At 74.0% G+C, this 22,105-nt stretch carries 18 protein-coding genes and 1 pseudogene; 9 read left to right on the forward strand and 10 right to left on the reverse strand.

The features are described from left to right. A partial coding sequence (locus C3486_RS32365) for a HAMP domain-containing protein (protein WP_146075104.1) occupies nucleotides 1-1,190 on the reverse strand: 1,190 nt, incomplete at its 3' end. Between the two features lie 111 nt (nucleotides 1,191-1,301). Here C3486_RS32365 and C3486_RS38370 point away from each other — a divergent pair. Further along, entirely contained in the window at nucleotides 1,302-3,341 is a 2,040-nt protein-coding gene (locus C3486_RS38370) for a PP2C family protein-serine/threonine phosphatase (protein WP_258053140.1), read from the forward strand. 25 nt (nucleotides 3,342-3,366) lie between these two features. On the opposite strand, the gene C3486_RS32375 is transcribed toward C3486_RS38370, so the two are convergent. Together C3486_RS32375 and C3486_RS32380 are read right to left on the reverse strand one after the other, a co-directional pair. Then, nucleotides 3,367-4,797 carry a sugar porter family MFS transporter gene (locus C3486_RS32375; RefSeq protein ID WP_103836434.1) on the reverse strand — a complete coding sequence of 477 codons (1,431 nt, stop codon included), beginning with the start codon at nucleotides 4,795-4,797 and terminating at the stop codon, nucleotides 3,367-3,369. A gap of 218 nt (nucleotides 4,798-5,015) precedes the next feature. Then, the gene (locus tag C3486_RS32380; protein ID WP_103836435.1) at nucleotides 5,016-7,574 is read right to left on the reverse strand and encodes a SpoIIE family protein phosphatase; all 2,559 of its coding nucleotides are present in this window, start codon (nucleotides 7,572-7,574) and stop codon (nucleotides 5,016-5,018) included. 519 nt (nucleotides 7,575-8,093) lie between these two features. Here C3486_RS32380 and C3486_RS32385 point away from each other — a divergent pair. The 3 genes from C3486_RS32385 to C3486_RS32395 all read left to right on the forward strand — a co-directional run bounded on the left by C3486_RS32385 (nucleotide 8,094) and on the right by C3486_RS32395 (nucleotide 11,783). Beyond that, nucleotides 8,094-8,759, forward strand: a complete 666-nt coding sequence (locus tag C3486_RS32385) for a UdgX family uracil-DNA binding protein (protein WP_103836436.1) — start codon at nucleotides 8,094-8,096, stop codon at nucleotides 8,757-8,759. Nucleotides 8,760-9,044: 285 nt separating this feature from the next. Then, nucleotides 9,045-9,917 carry a universal stress protein gene (locus C3486_RS32390; RefSeq protein ID WP_103836437.1) on the forward strand — a complete coding sequence of 291 codons (873 nt, stop codon included), beginning with the start codon at nucleotides 9,045-9,047 and terminating at the stop codon, nucleotides 9,915-9,917. Between the two features lie 120 nt (nucleotides 9,918-10,037). After that, nucleotides 10,038-11,783 (forward strand): GAF domain-containing protein, encoded by a 1,746-nt coding sequence (locus tag C3486_RS32395; RefSeq protein WP_258053141.1) that lies wholly within the window; start codon nucleotides 10,038-10,040, stop codon nucleotides 11,781-11,783. 31 nt (nucleotides 11,784-11,814) lie between these two features. On the opposite strand, the gene C3486_RS32400 is transcribed toward C3486_RS32395, so the two are convergent. The 3 genes from C3486_RS32400 to C3486_RS32410 form a co-directional block, all read right to left on the reverse strand. Continuing rightward, on the reverse strand, nucleotides 11,815-12,522 hold the full coding sequence (locus C3486_RS32400; RefSeq protein ID WP_103836438.1) for a response regulator transcription factor: 708 nt from the start codon (nucleotides 12,520-12,522) through the stop codon (nucleotides 11,815-11,817). A 72-nt stretch (nucleotides 12,523-12,594) separates the two neighbouring features. Beyond that, entirely contained in the window at nucleotides 12,595-12,852 is a 258-nt protein-coding gene (locus C3486_RS32405; RefSeq protein WP_219822274.1) for an SHOCT domain-containing protein, read from the reverse strand. Between the two features lie 156 nt (nucleotides 12,853-13,008). Further along, nucleotides 13,009-13,689, reverse strand: coding sequence for a CBS domain-containing protein (locus C3486_RS32410; RefSeq protein WP_103836439.1), 681 nt, complete (start codon nucleotides 13,687-13,689; stop codon nucleotides 13,009-13,011). A gap of 249 nt (nucleotides 13,690-13,938) precedes the next feature. On the opposite strand from C3486_RS32410, the gene C3486_RS32415 reads away from it, so the two are divergent. Beyond that, a complete protein-coding gene (locus C3486_RS32415) occupies nucleotides 13,939-14,760 on the forward strand; it encodes an HAD family phosphatase (RefSeq protein ID WP_103836440.1) in 822 nt (273 codons plus the stop codon). Between the two features lie 3 nt (nucleotides 14,761-14,763). Further along, nucleotides 14,764-17,214, forward strand: a complete 2,451-nt coding sequence (locus C3486_RS32420; protein ID WP_103836441.1) for a glycoside hydrolase family 65 protein — start codon at nucleotides 14,764-14,766, stop codon at nucleotides 17,212-17,214. Nucleotides 17,215-17,313: 99 nt separating this feature from the next. On the opposite strand, the gene C3486_RS32425 is transcribed toward C3486_RS32420, so the two are convergent. The 4 genes from C3486_RS32425 to C3486_RS32440 are packed head-to-tail and all read right to left on the reverse strand — an operon-like array spanning nucleotide 17,314 to nucleotide 19,517. Then, nucleotides 17,314-17,937 (reverse strand): hypothetical protein, encoded by a 624-nt coding sequence (locus C3486_RS32425; protein ID WP_258053142.1) that lies wholly within the window; start codon nucleotides 17,935-17,937, stop codon nucleotides 17,314-17,316. Further along, the gene (locus C3486_RS32430; RefSeq protein ID WP_103836442.1) at nucleotides 17,927-18,769 is read right to left on the reverse strand and encodes a rod shape-determining protein; all 843 of its coding nucleotides are present in this window, start codon (nucleotides 18,767-18,769) and stop codon (nucleotides 17,927-17,929) included. The genes C3486_RS32425 and C3486_RS32430 overlap by 11 nt, the downstream gene beginning before the upstream one ends. Continuing rightward, nucleotides 18,766-19,131, reverse strand: coding sequence for a TraR/DksA C4-type zinc finger protein (locus C3486_RS32435; protein WP_103836443.1), 366 nt, complete (start codon nucleotides 19,129-19,131; stop codon nucleotides 18,766-18,768). The genes C3486_RS32430 and C3486_RS32435 overlap by 4 nt, the downstream gene beginning before the upstream one ends. Before the next feature lie 56 nt (nucleotides 19,132-19,187). After that, on the reverse strand, nucleotides 19,188-19,517 hold the full coding sequence (locus tag C3486_RS32440) for a TraR/DksA C4-type zinc finger protein (RefSeq protein WP_103836444.1): 330 nt from the start codon (nucleotides 19,515-19,517) through the stop codon (nucleotides 19,188-19,190). A 403-nt stretch (nucleotides 19,518-19,920) separates the two neighbouring features. Between C3486_RS32440 and C3486_RS32445 the strand changes: the two genes are divergently transcribed. The 3 genes and pseudogenes from C3486_RS32445 to C3486_RS32455 all read left to right on the forward strand — a co-directional run. Next, the gene (locus C3486_RS32445) at nucleotides 19,921-20,967 is read left to right on the forward strand and encodes a histidine kinase (protein ID WP_181138766.1); all 1,047 of its coding nucleotides are present in this window, start codon (nucleotides 19,921-19,923) and stop codon (nucleotides 20,965-20,967) included. 2 nt (nucleotides 20,968-20,969) lie between these two features. Continuing rightward, nucleotides 20,970-21,704: a response regulator transcription factor gene (locus C3486_RS32450; protein ID WP_103836445.1), complete on the forward strand. Its 735-nt coding sequence runs from the start codon at nucleotides 20,970-20,972 to the stop codon at nucleotides 21,702-21,704. A gap of 52 nt (nucleotides 21,705-21,756) precedes the next feature. Next, nucleotides 21,757-22,105: pseudogene (locus C3486_RS32455) on the forward strand (TSUP family transporter); the annotation flags it as partial.

Consider the following 22,105-nt stretch of genomic DNA (forward strand, 5'->3'; position numbering starts at 1 on the left):
TCCTTCCACATGCCCGACACGCCGCGCACCTGGGCCCGGCCGCCCAGCCGGCCGTCCGTGCCGACCTCGCGGGCCACCCGGGTCACCTCGTCGGCGAACGCGGAGAGCTGGTCGACCATGGTGTTCACGGTGTCCTTGAGTTCCAGGATCTCGCCCCGCGCGTCCACCGAGATCTTCTGGCTCAGATCGCCATTGGCCACCGCCGTGGTGACCTGGGCGATGTTGCGTACCTGTGACGTCAGGTTGGACGCCATGAAGTTGACGTTGTCGGTCAGTCCTTCCCACACCCCCGAGACACCCGGCACATGGGCCCGGCCGCCCAGCCGGCCCTCCGTGCCGACCTCGCGGGCCACCCGGGTCACCTCGTCGGCGAACGCGCGGAGCTGGTCGACCATGGTGTTCACGGTGAGCTTGAGTTCCAGCAGCTCGCCGGTCGCCTCCACCGTCACCTGCTGGGTCAGGTCGCCGCGCGCCACCGCCGTGGTGACCACCGCGATGTCGCGTACCTGGGCGGTCAGCCGGGACGCCATCGCGTTGACGGCCTCCGACACCCGCCACCAGTCGCCCGAGAGTCCCTGGAGCTTCGCGCGCCCGCCGAGCCGGCCCTCGGTGCCGACCTCGCGCGCCACCCGTGTCAGCTCGCCGGTGAACAGCGAGAGCTGGTCCACCATGCCGTTCACCGCGCGCCCGAGGGTGCGCAGGTCGCCGCGGAGCCGGCGCTGCCCGTCGTGGAGGGTGACCCGCTGCGTGAGGTCGCCGCCCGCGACCGCCTCCAGGACGCGGGTGACCTCGCCGACCGGCACGACCAGCGCGTCGAGGAGTGTGTTGACGGAGTCCACGCTCGTCGTCCAGGCGCCGTGTCCGGGGCTCGCCGCGAGCCGTTCGTCGAGCCGGCCCTGACCGGTCACCTCCCGGCGTACACGCTGCAGCTCGGCGGCCATGTGCGCGTTCCGCGTGACGATCTGGTCGAACACCTCCGCCAGCTCGGCGAGCACGCCCTCGCCCGCGTCCGCCACGCGTACGGAGAAGTCCCCGTCGCGGACGGAGTGCATCGCGGCGAGCAGCGGCCGCAGCTCGGCCGCGCGCACCTGCTGATCGTCCCGGGTGAGGACCGGCCGGCCGGCGCCCGTGGACTCCTCGGGTGGCGACGCGCGGGAAACGGTGTCGGGCTGATCCGGCTCGTGTTCCATGGCGCAATATCCTCATGCAGACGATAAAGATATATGCCTCATATGGCGCGAATTACACTATATTCATCGAACTGAGTGCCGGGAACGATCCGGGAACGACCGGGGGCGCCCGTGGAGACCTACGCCGACCTGCGTGATTCCAGTCCGCGGATCCGGCTGCCCGCCGGCGGGCTCGCGCCGGCCACGGCCCGCAGGTTCCTGCGTGTCGTCCTCACCGAATGGGCCGCGCCGCCGGTGCCCGGAGGGCCCGCCGCCGGCGACGGGGCCATCGACGACGCGGTGCTCCTCGTCAGCGAGCTGGTGACGGCCGCCGCGCCGCCGCACGCGCGGGGCGGGACCGGGAGCGAGGTGGAGATCGCCTGCCGTCTCCTCCCCCCGCCGCCCGGTTCCGCCGGCCCGCCGTACGGGGGCGGGAGCCGGCAGGCACGGGTCGCGGTCGACGTGGCGACCCACCACCTGCCCGGCAGCCGGCCGGATGCCGTCCTCGACGCGCCGGAGCCGGAGCCGGACGGCGGCTCCCGTGACTACCGCGCGCTGCTGCTCGGCGCGCTGGCCGAGTCCTGGGGCGTGACGTACCGGCACGGCGAGCGGACCGTGTGGTGCCACCTGGCGGCACCGCTGGCGGTACGGGCGGGGGACGACGGTTCCGGCACGGCGCGGGACGGCGCCGCGGTACCGGACGTCCTGGCGAGCCCTCCCGCCGCACCGGACGCCGCGCCCGGGCCCGCCGTCGTACCGGATGCCGCACCCGGGCCCGCCCTCGTACCGGATGCCGCGGCGGACGCGCCGGACGTGCGGGAGGCGCCGGGCGCGACGGGCGCGGCGGGCCGTGGTGCGGGCCCGGCCGGCGACCCCGGCCGGTCCCCGGAGCGGACCGGTCAGGGCGCGGACCCCGCCGGGGAGTCCTTCCTCGCCGAGGTGGGCGAGCTGCTCGCCGGGCAGCTGGACGAGGACATGGTCACCGCGCTCACCGGGCAGCTCCTGGTGCCCAGGCTCGCCGACTGGTGCGGTGTCTGGCTCACCACCACCGGCGGCGACATGCGGCTCGCACGGGTCTGGCACCGGGACGAGCGCCGCATCAGGGCGCTCCGCTCGGCCCTGGAGAACGACCGCCCGCCGCCCGTGACCCTGAGCCCCGCCGGAGTCCCCTGGCCCTGGCCCGAGGGTGCCGACGACACCGGGCACGGCGGCTCCGCGCTGCTCTTCCCGCTGGTCCTGGGCGGCCGGTGCCACGGCGCGCTGCTCATCGGACGCGCCGGAGCAGCGGGGATGACCGGCGCCGTCGCACGGCTCGCCGAGGACGTGGCGCGGCGCGTGGCCCAGGCGGTGACCACGGCGCGCCACTACACTCGGCAGGCGGACATCAGCCACTCGCTCCAGCGCCGCCAGCTGCCCACCTCCCTCGCGGCCATACCGGGCATCGACGCGGCGATCATCTACGAGCCCTGCGGCGAGGGCCAGACCGTCGGCGGCGACTTCTACGACCTCTTCCCCCGCGACGACCGCCGCTGGTGCTTCCTCCTCGGGGACGTCTGCGGCCATGACCTGGACGCGATGTCCGTCACCGGCCTGGCCCGCCACCTGGTGCGGCTGCTCGCCCGCGAGGGCCACGGCGTCGAGTCGCTGCTCGCCCGGCTGAACCTCGCGATGGCGGAGGAGGGCGCCGAAGCACAGCGGGTGGGCGGCGAGCAGGCGGGCTCCCGCTTCCTGAGCCTGCTGTACGGCGAGCTGGAGCCCGACGCCGTCGCGGGCGGCGCGCGCTGCACGGTCGCCAGCGCCGGACACCCGCTGCCGCTGCTGCTGACGGCGGACGGCACGGTCGTACCGGCGGCGGAACCGCAGATGCTGCTCGGGATCGACGAGCACGCGGAGTTCGGCGCCCACTCCTTCCGTCTCGCACCGGGCGAGACGCTGCTGTGCGTGACCGACGGCGTCACCGAACGGCGCAACGGCACCCGGCAGTTGGACGATGACGACGGGCTCGCCGAGGTGCTGCGCGGCTGCGCCGGGCTGGGCGCGAAGGCCGTCGCGGAGCGGGTGCGCCGCGCTGCTCACGACTTCGGGCCCGGCCCGATCGACGACGACCTGGCGATCCTGGTGCTGGAGACGGTGCCGGTGCCGGGGGCGGCCCTCGCGCGCGGCCCGGTCTGACGCCGCTCGCGGCGGTACGCGGCCGTCAGGAGTACCGCGCCCGGAGTTCCGTCTCCAGGGTCTCCAGGGAGCGGCCCTTGGTCTCCGGGACGCAGCGCTTGACGAAGACGATGGCCAGCAGGCCGAGGACGACGAAGACGAAGAACGTGCCGGAGACGCCGAGGCCGGAGACCATGGACGGGAAGACCAGGCCGATGGCGAAGTTGGTCAGCCACAGCACCACGGCGGCGACGCCCATGCCGAAGCCGCGCATCCGCATCGGGAACAGCTCGGAGAGCATCAGCCAGGTGACGGGGGAGATCGCGCCCTGCTGGAACGCGAGGAACGTGACCGTCATGGTGAGGACGGCGTAGGCACGGCCGTCACCGGCCGGGAGCGCCATCGAGAAGACGCCGATGAGCAGCAGCGCCGCGGTCGTGCCGAGCTGGCCGGTCAGCAGCATGGGGCGGCGGCTCACGCGGCCCAGCAGCCAGATGCCGGCGAAGGTGGCGAGTACGGAGATGACGCCGTTGGCGATGTTCGCGGTCAGGGCGCTGTCGGCGGCGAACCCGGCGTCGGTGAGGATCTGGGTGCCGTAGTACATGATCGTGTTGACGCCGGTGATCTGCTGGACGACGGCGATGCCGAACCCCACCCACATCAGACGCCGGATCCAGGGCGTGGAGCGCAGGTCCCGCCAGCCGCCGATCTTCTGCTGCTCGTCCTTGACGGCGAGCGCGGAGACCTCGCTCAGCTCGGCCTCGGCCCGCTGCTGCGACCTGACCTGCTTCAGCACCTCGTACGCGTCGTGGAAGCGCCCCTGCGCGGCCAGCCAGCGGGGGCTTTCGGGCATCACGAGCATGCCCAGCCACAGGACGACGGCGGGGATCGTCGCGAGGACGAGCATCCAGCGCCAGACGCCGCCGGACTCGCCCCCGAGGCGCGCGATGACCGCATTGGAGGTGAACGCGAGCAACTGACCGCTGACAATCATGAGTTCGTTACGGGTGACCAGCCCGCCGCGCCACTCGGCGGGGGAGATCTCAGCGAGGTAGACGGGCACGGTCACGGACGCGCCGCCCACCGCCAGGCCGAGGACGAAGCGGGCCACGACCATGAAGCCGGTGCTGGGCGCGAGCGTCGCGGCCAGCGCGCCGACGAAGAAGAGCACGGCGAGCAGGAGGATGTTGCGGCGGCGGCCGCGGGCGTCGGAGAGCCGGCCCCCGGTCACCGCGCCCAGTGCGGCACCGAGCAGCAGCGAGCTGGTCACCAGGCCCTCGGTGAAGGGCGTCAGGCCGAGGTCGTCCTTCATGTACGGCAGGGCGCCGTTGATGACGCCGGTGTCGTAGCCGAAGAGCAGACCGCCGAAGGTGGCGATGACGGTGATGACACGAAGGCGGCGCCGCACGGGACGCGGCGTGTCACCGCCGAGGGCGGATGGTGCGGCGGATGCCGAAGCGTCGTCCGTGACGTTCATGGACGCCTCCTTGCCTGGGGCCGGAGCGGGGGAGTGTCGCGCTCTAGTAGCGCGCTCTAGTTGCGCAGCACAATGACGCTGTTCAAATGTCATGTCAATAGGTCGTTGCGAAGGGATTTCCTCCGCGCGGCCGAACGGGCGTCCCCGCCGCGGCCGCCTCCGGGCCGGTACACCGCCGTTCGTGGCCGGCGTGCCGCCGGCTTCGGGCCGGTACGCCGTCACATGTCCCGTGGTTCCAGCGCCTGTTCCGTCCAGATGACCTTGCCCTCCGCCGTGTAACGGGTGCCCCAGCGCTCGGTGAGCTGGGAGATCAGGAAGAGGCCCCGGCCGCCCTCGTCGGTCGTGCGCGCGTGCCGCAGGTACGGCGAGGTACTGCTGCCGTCGGACACCTCGCAGATCAGCGTCCGGTCCTTGATCAGCCGCAGCCCGATGGGCGCGCCCCCGTGCCGGATCGCATTGGTGACCAGCTCGCTGACCACCAGCTCCGTGGTGAACGCCAGCGCCTCCAGGCCCCAGTGCGCCAGCTGCGTCGTGGCGGTGTCCCGCGCCACCGCCACGGTCGCGGGATCGGCCGGCAGCTCCCAGGAGCCGTACTCCTCGGGGGCGAGCGCCCGGGTGGCCGCGAGCAGCAGCGTCACGTCGTCCTGCGGGCGCTCGGGCGTCAAGGCGTCGATGACGTGGTCGCACAGTCCGTCGAGGGAGTGGCCCGGCGCGCCGAGGGCCCGCAGCAGCCGCTGTACGGGATCGCGCTGTTCGGGAGCGTCCTGCTCGGGGGCGTTCTCTTCGGTGGCGCTTCCGGGGCTGCCACCGGCAGCCGCGCCGGGGGCCGTACCGTCCCCGGCCAGCAAGCCGTCCGTGTACAGCGCCAGCACGCTGCCCTCGGCCACCGGGAACTCGACCGCCTCGAACGGCAGCCCGCCCTCGCCCAGCCGCGGGCCCACGGGCAGTTCGGCGAGCGCGGGCGCACCGCCGGGCGCGACCACGGCGGGCAGTGGATGCCCCGCACTCGCCGCGGTGCAGGTCAGCGCGATCGGGTCGTACACCGCGTACAGACAGCTGCTGCCCCTCTCGTCGGCGCCGGACGGGTGCCGCTGGCCCTCGTGGATGCTCCGGCCCACCAGGTCGTCGAGGTGCGCCAGCAGTTCCTCGGGGCGCAGGTCGAGCGCGGCCAGGGTGCGTACGGCGGTGCGCAGCCGGCCCATCGTGGCGGCCGCGTCGATGCCGTGGCCCGGTACGTCACCCACCACGAGCGCCACCCGGGCGCCGGACAGCACGATCACGTCGAACCAGTTGCCCCCGACATCGCACAGTTCGTTGGCGGGGCAGTACGCGGAGGCGACCGTGACGGCACGCTGGTCCGGGGTGCCGCGCGGCAGCAGCCGGCGCTGGAGGCCCAGCGCGGCCTCCCGCTCGCGGGTGTACCGCCGGGCGTTGTCCACGCACACCGCGGCCCGCGCGACGAACTCCTCCGCCAGCCGCAGGTCGTCCGCGCTGAACGGCTCGTCGTGCTGGATGCGGAAGAACGTGGTGACGCCCATCGTCGAACCACGGGCGCGGATCGGCACCACCATCGCGGTGTGCAGCCCCAGCTCCCGCAGGTTCGCGTGCCGGCCGCCGGCGACGCCGGCCGCCCACTCCGGCGCGCGGGGGTCCAGCCGCTCGGCGCGCCAGGACACACCGTCCGCCAGGCAGCGGACCGGTGGGGACCAGGCGTGGTACGCGGCCAGGTCGCCGATGCGCACCACCGCCTCCGGCACGCCCGCGCGCAGCGACTGCTGACCGCCGCGGCGCAGCGGTACGTCGTCGGCGTCCCCGAGCGGCCCCGGCCGCGGCTCCTCGCCCCGTACGACCGAGTCCAGCAGGTCGACGGTGACGAAGTCGGCCAGCTCCGGCACCGCCACGTCCGCGAGGTCCTGGGCCGTCTGCAGCACGTCGAGGGTGCGGCCGAGGTGCTCGCTGGCCCGGTCCAGCAGCGCCAGGTGCTGCCGGGAGCGGTAGCGCTCGGTGATGTCGATGACCGTGTAGCACACACCCACCGGGCGGCCCTCGGCGTCCTCCAGGCGGAAGAAGGACATGGAGTGGGCGTGCTCGCGCTGCGGCTCGGCCAGTGTCCGCCCGACGTGCTCGAAGCCGAGCAGCGGCTCGCCGGTCCGCAGGACGTGCCGCATCCGGGTCTCCATCGCTTCGGCGTCCAGGCCCGGCTGGATCTCACCCAGACGCCGCCCGGCCCGCTCGGCCGACGACCCGCCGCCGTACTGCTCCAGCGCCGCGTTCGACCACACGCAGCGCAGATCGGTGTCGACGATGGCCATGCCAACGGGCGACCGGCTCACCATCCGCTCCAGCACGTCCCGGCTCGGCTCCCAGCCGCGCAGCGGCGGCGCGTCGGCCGCGAGCACCAGCCAGTGCCCCCGCGCCGTGCCGCCGGTCACCGGCACCACCTGGACCTGGATGCCCGCCCTGCCGCCCCCGGCGTGCAGCGCCGACAGCAGCCCGGACCAGCTGCCGTGCGCCCGGCACTCGGCGGCCAGCGCGGGCAGCCGGGCCGCGTCGTCCGGGGCGAGCAGATCAGCGGCGGGGCGGCCAATGGCGCCGGACGGGGGATGGCCCAGCAGCCGCTCGGCGGCGGGCGGCCAGCTCTGGACACGGCCGGCGGCGTCCAGCAGGAGCGCGGCGACATCGGCGAGGCCGGTGGTCCCCGAGCCTCCGTCGGGGACGCCCGTCCGCCCCGCGGCGCTGCCCGCCGCGCCGTCCGAGCCGTCCGCTGTCCTCGCCATGCCGGCCGTCCCTGTCTCCGCCACCCGTGTCCTGGCGCCCGTGTCCCTGCGGGGCCGCGTCCCTCACGGCCGGCGCTGCCGCACCGCCGTTCGCCGCTCCGTTGCACCCCGTTACAGCAATCTAATTCCCCTTGCCGTGATAAGCAGCATTCATCCCTCTTTGTCGCTCCTTCTCTCATCGATTTCCGGGCCGCACCCGTCGGCTGTGGCGGGGCGAGCGCTGCTCCCGCACGCGCTCGCGGTCGCCGCCGGCTCACCGCCTTCCACCGGTCCCACCCCGGCGTCACCGTGTGCCTCGCCAACGCGCCCCGCACGCCCAGGCGGTGGCCTCCGTGTTCGGCGTCCTGAGCGGGCCCGGCACGGCAGGGGACGGGCCGGGAGCGGCGGTGGCCGGGCTCGCGACGCCCGGGCGGGCGCGGGCGTGTCCCCCTGCGACGACACCGCAACGGGTCGAGAATGGTGCGGTGGGGTACCCGGCCCGTCAGCACCAGCAGCGGAACGACTCGGGAGGCGACACCGATGACCGGAAGCGGCAGTGACTCCGACGGGCAGCAGTACGACGCCACGCCGTTCCTGCCCTCGCGCGGCGGTCTTCCGGCGCACCGGCGGGCCGCCGCCGACTGCCACGGCTGCCCGCTGTTCCGGGACGCGACACAGACCGTCTTCGGCGCCGGCACCTCCTCGGCACGCGTCATGCTCGTGGGCGAGCAGCCCGGTGACCAGGAGGACCGCCAGGGGGAGCCGTTCGTCGGGCCGGCCGGCGGGCTCCTCAAGCGTGCGCTGCGGGACGCCGACATCGACGCCGAGCAGGCGTACGTCACCAACGCGGTGAAGCACTTCAAGTTCACCCTCGCCACGCGGGGCAAGCGCCGCATCCACAAGGCACCGAGCCTGCGCGAGATGACCGCCTGCCGCCCCTGGCTCACCGCCGAGCTGCACCTGGTCGGCCCCGAGGTGGTGGTGGCGCTCGGGGCGACCGCGGGCAAGGCGCTGCTGGGCTCGTCGTTCAGGGTGTCGAAGGACCGGGGCACGCTGATCCCGCTTCCGGGGGACAACGAGGACGCGGTGGTCGTCCCCACCCTGCACCCGTCGGCGATCCTGCGGGCCGACGACCGCGAGGCCGCGTACGCCGGACTCGTCTCGGACCTGCGCGTCGCCGCCGACGCCCTGGCCGGCAAGCGCTAGCGGACAGAGCGGCCGGCACGCGCAACGAGCGGCACCGGGGCGCGGCCGGGGCCCGCGCCCCGGTGGCGGCTGGAAGCCGCCCCACGGGACCTCGTTGGCGAGCGTCAGGTGCGAGTTGACCCAGGCGGTGCCGAAGCCCAGCCGGCCGGCGGATGCGTGAACTCCCGTCCCCGGGGCACTCAGCCGCCGGAGACGGCCGGGGCGGCAGGCGGTCCGGGCGGCCCGGCGGGCCGGAGGGCGCTCGCGCGGAGCCGTACGGGTCCCGGCCCGGAGGAGGGCGCAGGCATGGAACAGCCGCTGGTGGTCGGGGTGGACGGTTCCGACGCGAGTCTGGACGCGGTGGACTGGGCGGCGGGAGCGGCCAAGCGGTACGACTGCCCGCTGCGCATCGTGTACGCCTCCCGCTGGGAACGGTACGAAGGCGGGCTCCCCAACGGGTCGACCGAGCCCTCCGCCGAACGCCTCATGGAAGAACGGATCCTCGGCGCCGCCGCCGAGCGGGCCGCCCGGCGGGCGCCGGGGATCAAGGCCAGCACCCACCTCGTCCCCGAGGACCCCACGACGGCGCTGCTGGCGGAGGCCCGCCACGCGACGGCGGTGGTCGTCGGGCACCGCGGCCGCGGCCGGCTGACATCGCTGCTGCTCGGCTCGGTGGGACTCGTGGTGGCGGGGCGCGCCCGGTGCCCCGTGGTCGTGGTGCGCGGCCATCCGCCCCTGCTGCACGGCCCGAAGCACACACTGGTGCTGGGGATCGGCGAGGAGACGACCGGAGCGGCGGCCGTGGCCTTCGCCCTGCGCGCGGCCGAGGCGCGGAAGTACGAGGTCGAAGCGGTGCACGCGTGGCGCTGCGGCATCGGTGAGGCGCCGGGGCACCACGCGCCGCACAGCGAGTGCCGGGCGGAGCACGAACAACGGGCACAGCAGCTGTTCGACGAGGCCCTGAACGCACAACTCGCCGGGTACCCAGGGGTGTCCGTGGTGCGCCGTACCGTCGAGGGCGCGGCGGGCGCGTCCCTGGTGATGGCTTCGGACACCGCCGACCTGCTGGTCGTGGGTGCCCGCCGGCGAGCAGGGCACGCAGGACTGGAACTCGGCCCGGTCAACCACACGGTCCTGCACCACGCGCGGTGCCCGGTGGCGGTCGTTCCGGAGCGCTGAGCCGCGCCCGTGCGGGCCGGACCGAAGACGCCTCGTTCCGCAGGAGGAAAAACACCGCTGCCGGGCTACTCTGCGAGGGGCGGAGCGAATCGGTCGCGGGAGAGCGGGGAGGCGCGCCCCATGCCGGAATCGGCAGGCCACCGGCGGCATTCCGTGTTGCCGCAGGTGCGGCTGGACCAGCTGCTCGACGAGCTGCAATTCCGCCTGGACAGCGCCCGGGTGACGCACGCGCGCATGCAGAGCCTGCTGGAGGCGGTGCTCAGCGTCGGCAGCGACCTGGACGTCGAGCAGGTGCTGCAGCACATCGTGGAGGCGGGCGTGGTACTCGCCGACGCCGAATACGGCGCGCTCGGCGTCGTCGAGGACGGCCAGCGGCTCTCCCGCTTCCTGCCGGTGGGGATCTCGGAGCCACTGGCGGCGAAGATCGGGGCGCTGCCGTCCGGCCACGGCATCCTCGGTGAACTGATCCGCCACCCCGAGCCGTTGCGGCTGACCGACCTCGCACAGCACCCCAGCAGTTACGGCTTTCCCCAGCACCACCCGCCGATGCGGACGTTCCTCGGCGTCCCGATCCGCGTACGGGACGAGGTCTTCGGCAACCTCTACCTCACCGAGAAGCGGGGCGGTGCGCAGTTCGACGCCGACGACGAGGCCATGCTGTCGATGCTCGCGGTGGCCGCCGGCGTGGCCATCGACAACGCCCGGCTCTACCACGAGAGCCGCATGCGGGAACGGTGGCTGGAGGTACTGGGCGAGATCACCCGTGTCCTGCTGGCCGGCGCCGACACGAAGGAGGTACTGGACCTGATCGCGCGCCGCAGCGGCGAGCTGGCCGACGCGGACTGCGCGGCCGTCTTCCTGCCGGACCCGGGCACCGGAGGGCTGAGGGCAGTGGTGGTGCACGGCCCGGACGCCGGCCACCTCGCGGGCACCGTCGTACCGCGCAAGGGCTCGCTCGTCGGACTGGCGGCCCGCACCGGGAAGCCGGCGGTCACCGCCGACCTGGGCGCGGATGCCAGGGACCGTACGACGACGGGCCGGTCCCAGGTCACCGGGCCCGCGGTCGCCGTACCACTGCTGAGCGAGGAACAGGCCGCGGGCTCGATCCGGCTCAGCCGTGTGGCGGGGCGCCCGGCCTTCTCCGCGCACGACGTCACCCTGCTCTCCGGCTTCGCCGAACAGGCCGCGCTCGCCCTCGAACTGGACCGCAGACGCCGCCAGTCGGAGCAGCTGGAGGCGTTGCGCGAGCGCGATCGCATCGCCCGTGACCTGCACGACCTCGCCATCCAGCGGCTCTTCGCCACCGGGATGACACTGCAGAGCGCCACGCGCCTCATCGACCGGCCGGAGGCGGCGGTGCGCATCGGGCGGGCCGTGGACGACCTCGACGAGACGATAAAGATCATCCGGTCCACCATCTTCGACCTGCGTACGGCGGCCCAGCCGCGGGAGGAGGCCGGGCTGCGGCGGCGCGCGCTCGACGTGGTCGCGAAGGCCGGGGAAGCGCTCGGGTTCGCGCCGTCGCTGCGGATGGACGGCCCGGTCGACACCGACATTCCCGCGGAGACCGCCGAGCACGTCCTCGCCGTACTGACCGAGGCACTGAGCAATACGGCCCGGCACGCACGGGCGCACCGCGCGGACGTGACGCTGACCGTCGCTGACGAGGTGGTGCTCACCGTGACGGACGACGGGGTGGGGCTCCCGTGCGCGCCGAAGGACGGCAGCGGCCTGGCCAACATGCGGGGCCGGGCCGGGCTGCTGGGCGGCGGCATGACGCGGGAGCGGCCGGAGGGCGGCGGAACGCGCATCGTGTGGCGGGTCCCGCTGCGAGCGCCCGGGACCGGCCCGGTGGGCCAAGGCTGAGGAGCGCCCTTCGCCGGCAGGTCCCCGACCGTCACGGACAGGGCGGCTCCTCCCGGTCCCGCAGGCGTTCGGCGATCACCGCGGCCTGGACGCGCCGCTCCACCTTGAGCTTCGCCAGGATCGCGGAGATCCGGTTCTTCACGGTCTTCTCGGCGAGGTAGAGACGGTCCGCGATCTGACGATTGGTCAGCCCGGCGCCGACCAGGTCCAGGATCTCCCGCTCCCGTGGCGACAGACGGGCCAGTTCGGGCGGCCCGGCGGGCGGGGCCGGGCCGCGGACGCGGGACAGCACCCGGGCCGTCACCTCGGGGGAGAGCATGGACTGCCCGGACGCCACCGTCCGTACGGCCGCCACCAGGTCCGAGCCCTTGATCTGCTTCAGTACGTAACCGGCGGCACCCGCCATGATGGCGTCGAAGAGCGCTTCGTCGTCATCGAAGGAGGTCAGCATCAGACAGGCGAGGGCGGGCAGCCGCGCGCGCAACTCCCGGCAGACGACGATGCCTTCGTGGTTCGCCTGCTCGCCGGACGCGCCGAGCCGGACGTCGAGCACGGCGACGTCGGGCCGGAGCGCGGGGACCCGCGCGAGCGCCTGGCGGGCATCGGCAGCGTCCCCGACCACCGTCATGTCCGGCTCGGTGTCGAGGAGGTCACGCAGCCCGCGGCGGACGACCTCGTGATCGTCCAGCAGGAAGATCCTGATGAGCCCGTTGCCCGCGGACTCCGGCGCGACGTCCATCCCGTCCTCTCCCACGCAGTGTTCCCAGCCGCCCTGGTACGCCGTGCACCGCCCCGGTGCGTACCGGCCCGATCAGCCGCCTCGGAGGGCCGTGAGACGGCGGTGGTACTCCTCCTCGTCGATCTCCCCGCGCGCGAAGCGCCCCGCCAGGATCTGTTCGGGGCTCTGGTGCGCGGGTGGCACGCCCGGCGGTTCCGGCACATCGCGGCGGCCGCGTGCCAGGTACCGGATGAAAAACGCCACCCCTGCGACCAGCAGCGCCCAGAAGAGGAACTGCACGATCAGGGCGGCATAGCCCCAGCCGTTCATGCCGTACCCGTATCCGAACATCACCTCGACCACCCCCTGGACGCGCCGCCGCCAGGGCGGGGCGCCGCCGAACCACTCGGCCAGCGTGCCTCCGCCGCCGCCCTGCGGCCATGGGCCATCCGTCCCTCACCCGGCGCCGGTCGGCCCGCGCGCGGTGGCACCGGCGGCCGGCGGGGCTCAGGACGGTGTGCGGTGGCGGACGGCGGTGAGCCGCATGTCCGCGTCGACCACGCCCTCGATGGCGCGGATCAGCCGGGCGGCGACCGGCACCAGCGAGGTGTCCCGGATCTCCCCGCGTACGGTGACCACGCCCTCGTTCACCTCGATGACGACCTCCTGGGCGTGGGAGAGGAACAGCGGTCCGACGACCTCGCGGCGTACCTCCTCGGCGATCTCGGCGTCCTCCCGGAGGAACACCTTCAGCAGGTCGCCGCGGCTGACCACGCCTTCCAGCCGCCCCATCGCGTCCACCACGGGCAGCCGCTTGACCTTGCGGACGGCCATGGTGCGGGCGGCGTGGGCGATCGTGGCGTCGGCGTGCACCGTGATCGCCGGCGCCGTCATCAGCTCGCCGGCCGTCAGACCACCGGCCTTGCCCAGCGCTTCCAGCTCCCGCGCCTGCTCGATCCGGGAGGGAATACGGTCGCGGAACTGCTCCTTGGGCAGCAGATCGGCTTCGGAGACCACGCCCACGACGCGGCTCTCGCCTTCCAGGACGGGCAGTGCGCTGACCCGCCACTGCTCCATCGTCCGCACGATCTCCTTGAACGGCGCGTCGCGGCCGACCGCGACGACGGTGGCGGTCATCACGTCCCCCACGATGCGCGGGGACCGCGGTACGGGCGGGGTGCTGGACATGGGTACTCCTCATGAGTCGCGAGCGATCGACTCCGCAGCCCGTGCGGCGACTCCAGCGTCACGCACACCGGGCCCCGCCGACATGGGCCGAAGAGCCCTACCGGCGGCCGGACAGGCCATGCGCCGGCCGCCCGAGGCCGGTACTGACCGCTACGCGACCCGTTCGGCCCTGTGCCGGCGCCGCCGGAGCCGACAGGGTGGGAGGCGTACGGAAACGGACGCGTTCGGCCGTGGCGCGAGGAGCGGAACATGGGCGGTGCGGACCCGGGCATCGGGCGCGAAGCGGCACAGGCCCGGCTGGCGTCGTGCCTGCGGCCCCTGCGGGCCGTGGTCTTCGACACGGACGGGGTCATCGTCGACTCGGCACGCCTGCACGCAGCGGCGTGGAAGGACGCCTTCGACGCCTGTCTGCGCGACCGGCCCCCGCCCGACCCGGCCCAGCGCCGTCCGTTCGACGTACGGGAGGACTACCGGCGGTACGTGGACGGCAAGTCCCGGCTGGACGGTGCCGCGGCGTTCCTGGAGTCCCGCGGGATGCGATTGCCCGAGGGCGCACCGGACGCTCCGCCGGGCACCGGCTCCGTCCGCGCGGTGGCCGCCCACAAGGAACAGCGGTTCCTCGCCCTCCTCCGCGAGACCGAGACGGTGGCCTGGCCCGGAACGGTGCACCTGCTGCACACGCTGGCGGCGGCAGGCATCGTCCGCGCGGCGGTGTCCGCTTCCCGGCACGCCCGCGAACTGCTGCGGCGGGCCGGCGTGACGGGCCTGTTCCAGGAGCTGGTGGACGGACGGGAGGCGGCCCGGCTCGGCCTGCCGGGCAAGCCGGACCCGGCGCTGTTCCTGGAGGCGGCCCGGCGGCTGGGGGAGGAGCCGAAGTGCACGGCGGTCGTCGAGGACGCGCTGGCCGGGGTCGATGCCGGGCGGCGCGGCGGCTTCGGCCTGGTCATCGGCGTCGACCGGCTGGAAACCCCCGACAGCGCCCGCGACCTGCGCGAGCACGGTGCCGACGTGGTCGTGACCGACCTGGCCGAACTGCTGGGCGCGACGGCCCCGGGGACGACGAAAGGCTGAGGCGTGACGGACTGGACCTGGGAGTACGAGGGGTACGACCCGCGGCAGGAACGGCTGCGGGAGGCACTGTGCACCCTGGGCAACGGCTACTTCGCCACCAGGGGCGCCGCGCCGGAGACCGCGGCCGGACCGGTGCACTACCCGGGCACGTACGTCGCCGGCTGCTACAACCGGCTGCTGTCCGACGTGGCGGGCCGTCAGGTGGAGAACGAGGACCTGGTCAACGTGCCGAACTGGCTCCCGCTGCGGTTCCGCGCGCGGCCCGACGGGGACCGGGCGGCCGAAGCGGCCCCCTGGTTCACCCCGGACGACGGCTCCCTGCTCTCCGCCCGCCAGGTGCTGGACCTGCGGGGCGGCACGCTCACCCGGTACCTGCGCATCCGCGTGCCCACGGGGCCGGCGGAAGGCGGCGCAGAGGGCGTACTGGAGGTGGTGCAGCAGCGCCTGGTGCACATGGGCGACGCGCATCTGGCGGCCCTGCACACCACGTTCACGGCACACGGCTGGTCCGGCACGCTGGAGGTGGAGTCCGCGCTGGACGGCCGGGTCACGAACGCGGGGGTCGACCGCTACCGGGACCTGGCGTCCCAGCACCTGGTCCGCTTCCACACGGGGTCGGTGGATGCCGGCACGTGCTGGCTGCGCTGCCGCACCTCCACCTCCGACCTGCGTGTCGTCCTGGCCGCCCGCACCCGGGTGACCGCGCGGGAACCCGAGGGGCGCCGGATGCTGCTGGAGCCGGACCGCGCGACGCAGCACCTGACGCTGCGGATCGCCGAGGAGGAGCCGGTGACGGTGGAGAAGACCGTCGGCCTGCACACCTCACGGGACCCGGCGATCAGCGATCCGTCGCTGGCGGCGGTCGACGCGGCGGTGCACGCGCCCGCCTTCCCCGCACTGCTGGCCTCGCACCGCGCCGCCTGGGCCCGGCTGTGGCGCCGCGCCGAGGTGGACGTACCCGGCGAGGCCGGACGCATCCTGCGGCTGCACACCTTCCACCTCCTGCAGACGCTGTCCCCGCACACCGCCGGGCTGGACGTCGGCGTGCCCGCACGCGGCCTGCACGGCGAGGCATACCGCGGCCATGTCTTCTGGGACGAACTGTTCGTACTGCCCTTCCTCAACCTGCACTTCCCCGAGGTCTCCCGGGCCCTCCTGGACTACCGGCACCGGCGGCTCCCCGCGGCCTGCCGGGCCGCCCGCGACGCCGGTCTGGCGGGTGCGATGTACCCCTGGCAGAGCGGCAGCGACGGCCGTGAGGAGACCCAGGTGCTGCACCTGAATCCACGCTCCGGGCGCTGGCTCCCGGACAATTCCCGGCTGCAGCACCACGTCGGATCGGCGGTCGCGTACAACGTCTGGCGCTACTGCGAGGCCAGTGGCGACACCGACTACCTGCACACCAAGGGCGCGGAGATGCTGCTGCGCATCGCCCGCTTCTGGTCCAGCGCCGCCACCTACGACCCGGCACTGGACCGGTACCGCATCCGGCGGGTCGTCGGCCCCGACGAATACCACGACAGCTATCCGGACGCGGCCGAACCGGGCCTGGACGACAACGCGTACACCAACGTCACCGCCGCGTGGGTGCTGGGCCGCGCCCTGGACCTGGCACACCTGCTGCCGGCCCCGCGCCACCACGAGCTCCTGGACGAACTGGAGCTGGACGACGTGGAGCTCGACCGCTGGCGCGACGTCTCCCGGAAGCTTCACGTGCCCTTCCACGCCGGCGTGATCAGCCAGTTCGACGGCTACGGCGACCTCGCCGAACTGGACTGGGCCGCCTACCGCGCACGCTACGGCGACATCCGCCGCCTGGACCGCATCCTGGAGGGCGAGGGCGACACACCCAACCGCTACCAGGTGTCCAAACAGGCGGACGTCCTGATGCTCGGCTACCTGTTCCCGCCCGACGAACTCGCCGCGCTCTTCAGCAGGTTGGGCTACACGATGAGCGACGACCTGTGGCGCCGGACCGTCGGCTACTACCTCGGCCGCACCAGCCACGGCTCGACGCTGAGCTCCCTCGTGCACAGCTGGGTGCTCGCCCGTGCCAGGGACCGGGGAGCGTGGGAGTACGCCCTGGAGACCCTGCGCGGCGACGTGGCCGACACCCAGGGCGGCACCACCGCCGAAGGCATCCACCTCGGCGCCATGGCCGGCACGCTGGACCTCGTCCAACGCGGCCTGACCGGCATGGAGGCCCGCGCTGACGCCCTCGCCTTCGACCCCGCAGCCCTCCCGGAACTCTCCGACGTCGCGTACCGGCTGCGCTACCGCGGTCACTGGGACATCGGGGTGCACCTCAGCGGCAACACACTGCGCGTCACCGTCCCGGCATCGAGCCAGCTCCCGGTCCGTGTGCTCTGCTCGGGCCGGAAGATGGTGGTCCCGCAGGGCAAGTCGGCGACCTGCCCCTACGCACAACCGGACCACCGCGCCACGGGGCCTTGAGGGCGGCACACGACCGGTGGCCCACGCTGCTGCTCGGCGGGTTCGTACGCCGTCGCCCCCCACCACCGGCCGCAGTGGCGTGCCGTGGGAACACACCGCCTAGTGCCGTGCCGTCTCGGCCCACCTCGCGTCCCAGTCGGCGAGATTGCGGCGCTGGAGTGCCAGGGCGACGGCACCGTAGGCGGCGGCGCCGGTGAGGGCCACGGCGAGGAAGGCGAGGAGGGCCCAGCCCATGGCGCGGCTGCGGATCTCCTCGGTGGCCATGGGCGGTTCGGCGAGGGTACCGTCCGGGCCGGCCCAGACGTAGACCGGAGTGCCGGCCGACAGGCCCGGCAGTACCTCGGTCTCGCCGGTACGCGCCCGGCCTGCCCGGTCGGTGTAGCGGACCGTGACCCGGTAGCGGGTCTTCCGCGCCTCCTCGGAGCCGGGTTCCGGGTGCCCGGGTGCGTCGTGGACGAGGGCCGCGGCAGTGTGGTGCAGGGCCCGCGCCTGCCGCTCGGCGGTCGCGCGGTAGTGCCGGTACGCGGTGTCACCGACGCCGAACATGGCGAAGGCGGCCAGCACCGGGATGGTCAGCAGCAGCCCCAGCGCCACCCAGCCCTGGAGCCGGTCGGTGGGCCGGCGCAGTGGGTTGCGCCGCCACCGCCAGAGGAGCCGGTGGCGCGCCGCCAGGTGTGGTGGGGGGTCGGGCGGCGGCCGGCCGGAGGACATCTCACCGGACACGGTGGTCCTCCCTCCCGGACGGGGGAGTGCTCATGGCCGACGGGTGGGTGTGCGCGGTCCGCAGGAGCGTGGCGGCGCCGCGGATCGCCGCGGTGTGCGGCGCGGGGACGGGCTGCAGGGGAGCGTGCAGGCTGCCCGCGAGCCGGCAGGTGAGCTCCGGTCGGAGGGCGCCGCCGCCGGCCAGCAGCGCGCCCCGGCTCAGCGCGTCGGCGGTGAGGGACGTGCGGTCCTGCGCGAGCATCGAGTTGATCATGGTGGTGATGGCGTCGCAGATCTCCGTCGGAGCACCGGTGTGGGACAGGTCGGTGGTGCCCAGCGCGGTACGGCGGGCGTCGAACACGGCACCGTCGACGAGCAGCACCACCTCGGTGAGGTGCGCGCCGATGTCCACCACGAGCAGCGGTCGCGAGAGGTCGGCGCCGGTGGCCACGGCGACGGCGCGCGCGGTGGGCACGGTCAGTACCCCGCGCGGGCGCAGCACCTCCACCGCCGCGCGGGCCCGTTCCCGGTACGCGGGGCCGTCCAGGACGGGCGCGGTGACCACCACCAGCGGCCGGGCGAGCCGGGGCAGACGATGGCCCAGCAGCCGCTCCAGCATCCGCGCCGTGCCCGGCACGTCCACGATGGTGCCGCGCTGGATCGGGTACACCGCACCGGTACCGGGGAAGGTGACCGTCGGCACGTCGAGGATCAGCCCGCGCCCGGTGAGCCAGGCGCGGGTGCGGGCGCTGCCCATGTCGAGCGCGAGGCCGCAGCACGGCCGGCCCAGCGGCCACGTGCGGTCCCGGAGCCGGGCCGGGGAGACGGCCGGCAGACGGCGGACGGCGGTCATCGGCCCGCCTCCCTTACCTGCTGGCAGCGGGCGCAGTAGCGGGCCTGCGGCACGATCATCAGGCGGTCCCGGCCGACGGGGCGCCGGCACAGGTGGCAGCTGCCGTAACGGCCCTCGGCGATGCGCTCCAGCGCCGCCTCCACATCGGCGAGGACCATGCGCGCCGAGGCGGCGAGCCGGACGTGCACCGCTGCCTGCGCCGCTGAGCGCCGCCGCAGCTCCTCGGTGCGGGGTGCGGCGGCGATCTGCCGCAACTGCTCCTGACGGAAGGCGCGCTGTTCGTGCAGGCTGTCCCGGAGTGCGGCAAGGTCCTCGGGCGACAGGTGTGCGGCATGGTCGCCGATGGTCTGGTGGTTCACCACTTCACCCCTTTTTGTGCAGGGCGGGAGAGGGACGGGGACGGGGCGGACGAGGCCGGTCAGGACGCGGCGCGGCGCTGGCAGGCGACGCAGTACCGGGTGTACGGCAGGATCTCCAGGCGCTCCACGGGCACGGGCTTGGCGCAGCTGAGGCAGGCGCCGTACGAACCGTCCTCGACGCGGGTGAACGCCGCCTCGATCTCGCCCAGCACCCGCCGGATCGCCTCGGCCTGTGCCGTCATCAGCTGGTCGTCCGTGCTCTGACCGGTCTCGTCGAGGGCCTGCAACTGGGCCAGCCGGCTGTTGCGGGCGTGCTCCAGGCGCTGGCGGGCCTCGTGGGCGGTCAGCCGTCCGGTGCTGGGGTGGGACTCGGAGGTGTCGAGCGGCACGGTGACGTCCTTTCTCACGGCGCAGTGCGCGCGGCGGTGGCCGCCCGGCTCGGCGGCACGCGCGGCCGGTCGGGCACACCGCGTGGTCCGGCGGGACCGACCGGCTTGATCACCTGCCACTCTGGCCGTACCGGCACCGGAAACCCATCGGGCACAGGACCCATTTGCCGGGGACAGCGGTGCCCACTGGCCGCCGCGGCCGCCGCGGGCCCCGGCACCGGCGGCGGAATGGGTACCGTGTGACCTCGGATATGGGGGCCGGACCCCATCGACCGCGCGCGGGGGAACGGGCAGGGTGGGGCCGGATCGGTCGTGACCGAGGGCCACGGCTTCGCATCCGGGGTGCGCGATGACCGACAGTGGAGCCGGTCAGTGTCGTGTCGCAGAAGGAGGCGTCTCCCCGGTGTCGTTGTTCTGGCGGATCTTCGGGCTCAACGCCCTGGTCCTGGGCGCCGCCACGGCGCTGCTGCTGTGGGCGCCGGTCACCGTCTCGGTGCCGGTGCTGCTGACCGAGGCGGTCATCCTGGTGGGCGGCCTCGCCGTCATGCTGGTCGCCAACGCCGCGCTGCTGCGCTGGGGGCTGGCCCCGCTGGGGCGGCTGACCAGGCTGATGACCACCGTCGACCTGCTGCGGCCCGGCCAGCGGCTGCCCGTACCCGGCGCCGCGGGCGGCCGCGAGGTGTCCGAGCTGATCCGTACGTTCAACGCCATGCTCGACCGGCTGGAACACGAGCGGGCCACCGCCAGCGGCCGGGTACTGCTGGCCCAGGAGGCGGAGCGGCGCCGCATCGCGCAGGAGCTGCACGACGAGGTCGGCCAGAGCATGACCGCCATCCTGCTGGTCCTCAAGCGCGCCGCCGACGACGCCCCCGACCCGCTGCGCGAGGAACTGCACCAGGCGCAGGAGATCACCCGCGAGGGACTGGACGAGGTACGCCGGCTCGTCCGCCGCCTGCGGCCCGGCGTCCTGGACGACCTGGGCCTGATCAGCGCGCTGACCTCGCTCACGCAGGACTTCACCACGCATACCGGGCTGCGCGTCGTACGCCGCTTCGACACCGACCTGCCCGGCCTTGACCAGCAGACCGAACTCGTGCTGTACCGGGTGGCGCAGGAGAGCCTGACCAACGTGGCCCGCCACGCGGAGGCCGGACAGGTCGAGGTGGGACTGCGCCGCGCCGGTGAGACGGTGGTGCTGGAGATCGCCGACGACGGCCACGGCATCGGGACGGCGTACGAGGGCGCCGGCATCCGCGGCATGCGCGAACGCGCCCTGCTCGCCGGGGCCACCCTGGACATCACCTCCGCACCCGGCACCGGCACGAGGATCCGCCTGACCACCCCGGACCCCGGCCCGAGCATCTCCGGCCCCGGCCCGACCGCACTTGATACTGACGTGACCGCTCCTGACCCCGGCCCGACCGCATCCGAGCCCCGAAAGCAGCCCTGACGATGTCCGAACCGACCCAGCCCCAGCCGGCCCGGCCCGAGCCGAGCACGTCCGAGCCGAGCCCGTCGGCGTCGGCCCCGGCCGGCCCGGCGCCGATCCGCATCCTGCTCGCGGACGACCACACGCTCGTCCGCCGAGGTGTGCGCCTGATCCTCGACCGGGAGCCGGACCTGGAGGTGGTCGCCGAGGCCGGGGACGGCGCCGAGGCCATCGAGGCGGCCCGCGGCCACGACATCGACCTCGCCGTACTGGACATCGCCATGCCGCGCATGACGGGCCTGCAGGCCACCCGCGAACTGGCGGCGCTCAAGCCGGGCCTGCGCATCCTCATGCTGACCATGCACGACAACGAGCAGTACCTCTTCCAGGCGCTCAAGGCCGGCGCCTGCGGCTACGTACTGAAGTCCGTCGCCGACCGCGACCTGGTCGCCGCCTGCCGGGCCGCCATGCGCGACGAGCCGTTCCTCTACCCCGGTGCCATCACCGCCCTGATCCGCAACTACCTGGACCGGGTGCGCGACGGTGAGGAGGACGCCGACCACCTCCTCACGCCGCGGGAGGAGGAGGTCCTCAAGCTCGTCGCCGAGGGCCACACCTCCAAGGAGATCGCCGAGATCCTGTTCATCAGCGTCAAGACCGTGCACCGCCACCGCGCCAACCTCCTGCACAAGCTCGGCCTGCGCGACCGCCTGGAGCTGACCCGGTACGCCATCCGCGCCGGCCTCATCGAGCCCTGATCCGTCCCCGCCGCCGGGTCCAGGAGTAGTTGGGCATAGCATCGGTTGCTCCATGAACACTGTGACCCTGTGGGAATTCCTCGCGCTCGCCGTGGCCGCCGGCCTGGTCGGCTTCTCCAAGACGGCCGTCAGCGGGGCCAACACCATCAGCCTCGCGGTCTTCGCCGCCGTCCTGCCCGCCCGCCAGTCGACCGGTGTGCTGCTGCCGCTGCTGATCGCCGGGGACGTGCTGGCCGTGCTCACCTACCGGCGCCACGCGCACTGGCCCACCCTGTGGCGGCTGTTCCCCGCGGTCGCCGCGGGAGTGGTGGCGGGCACGCTCTTCTCCTCTGGGCAGACGACGCGGTGATGCGCACCTCGATCGGAGCGATCCTGCTGTTCATGGCCGGGGTCACGGTGTG

It is taken from the genome of Streptomyces sp. Ru73, assembly GCF_002920575.1.
Taxonomy (GTDB): domain Bacteria; phylum Actinomycetota; class Actinomycetes; order Streptomycetales; family Streptomycetaceae; genus Streptomyces.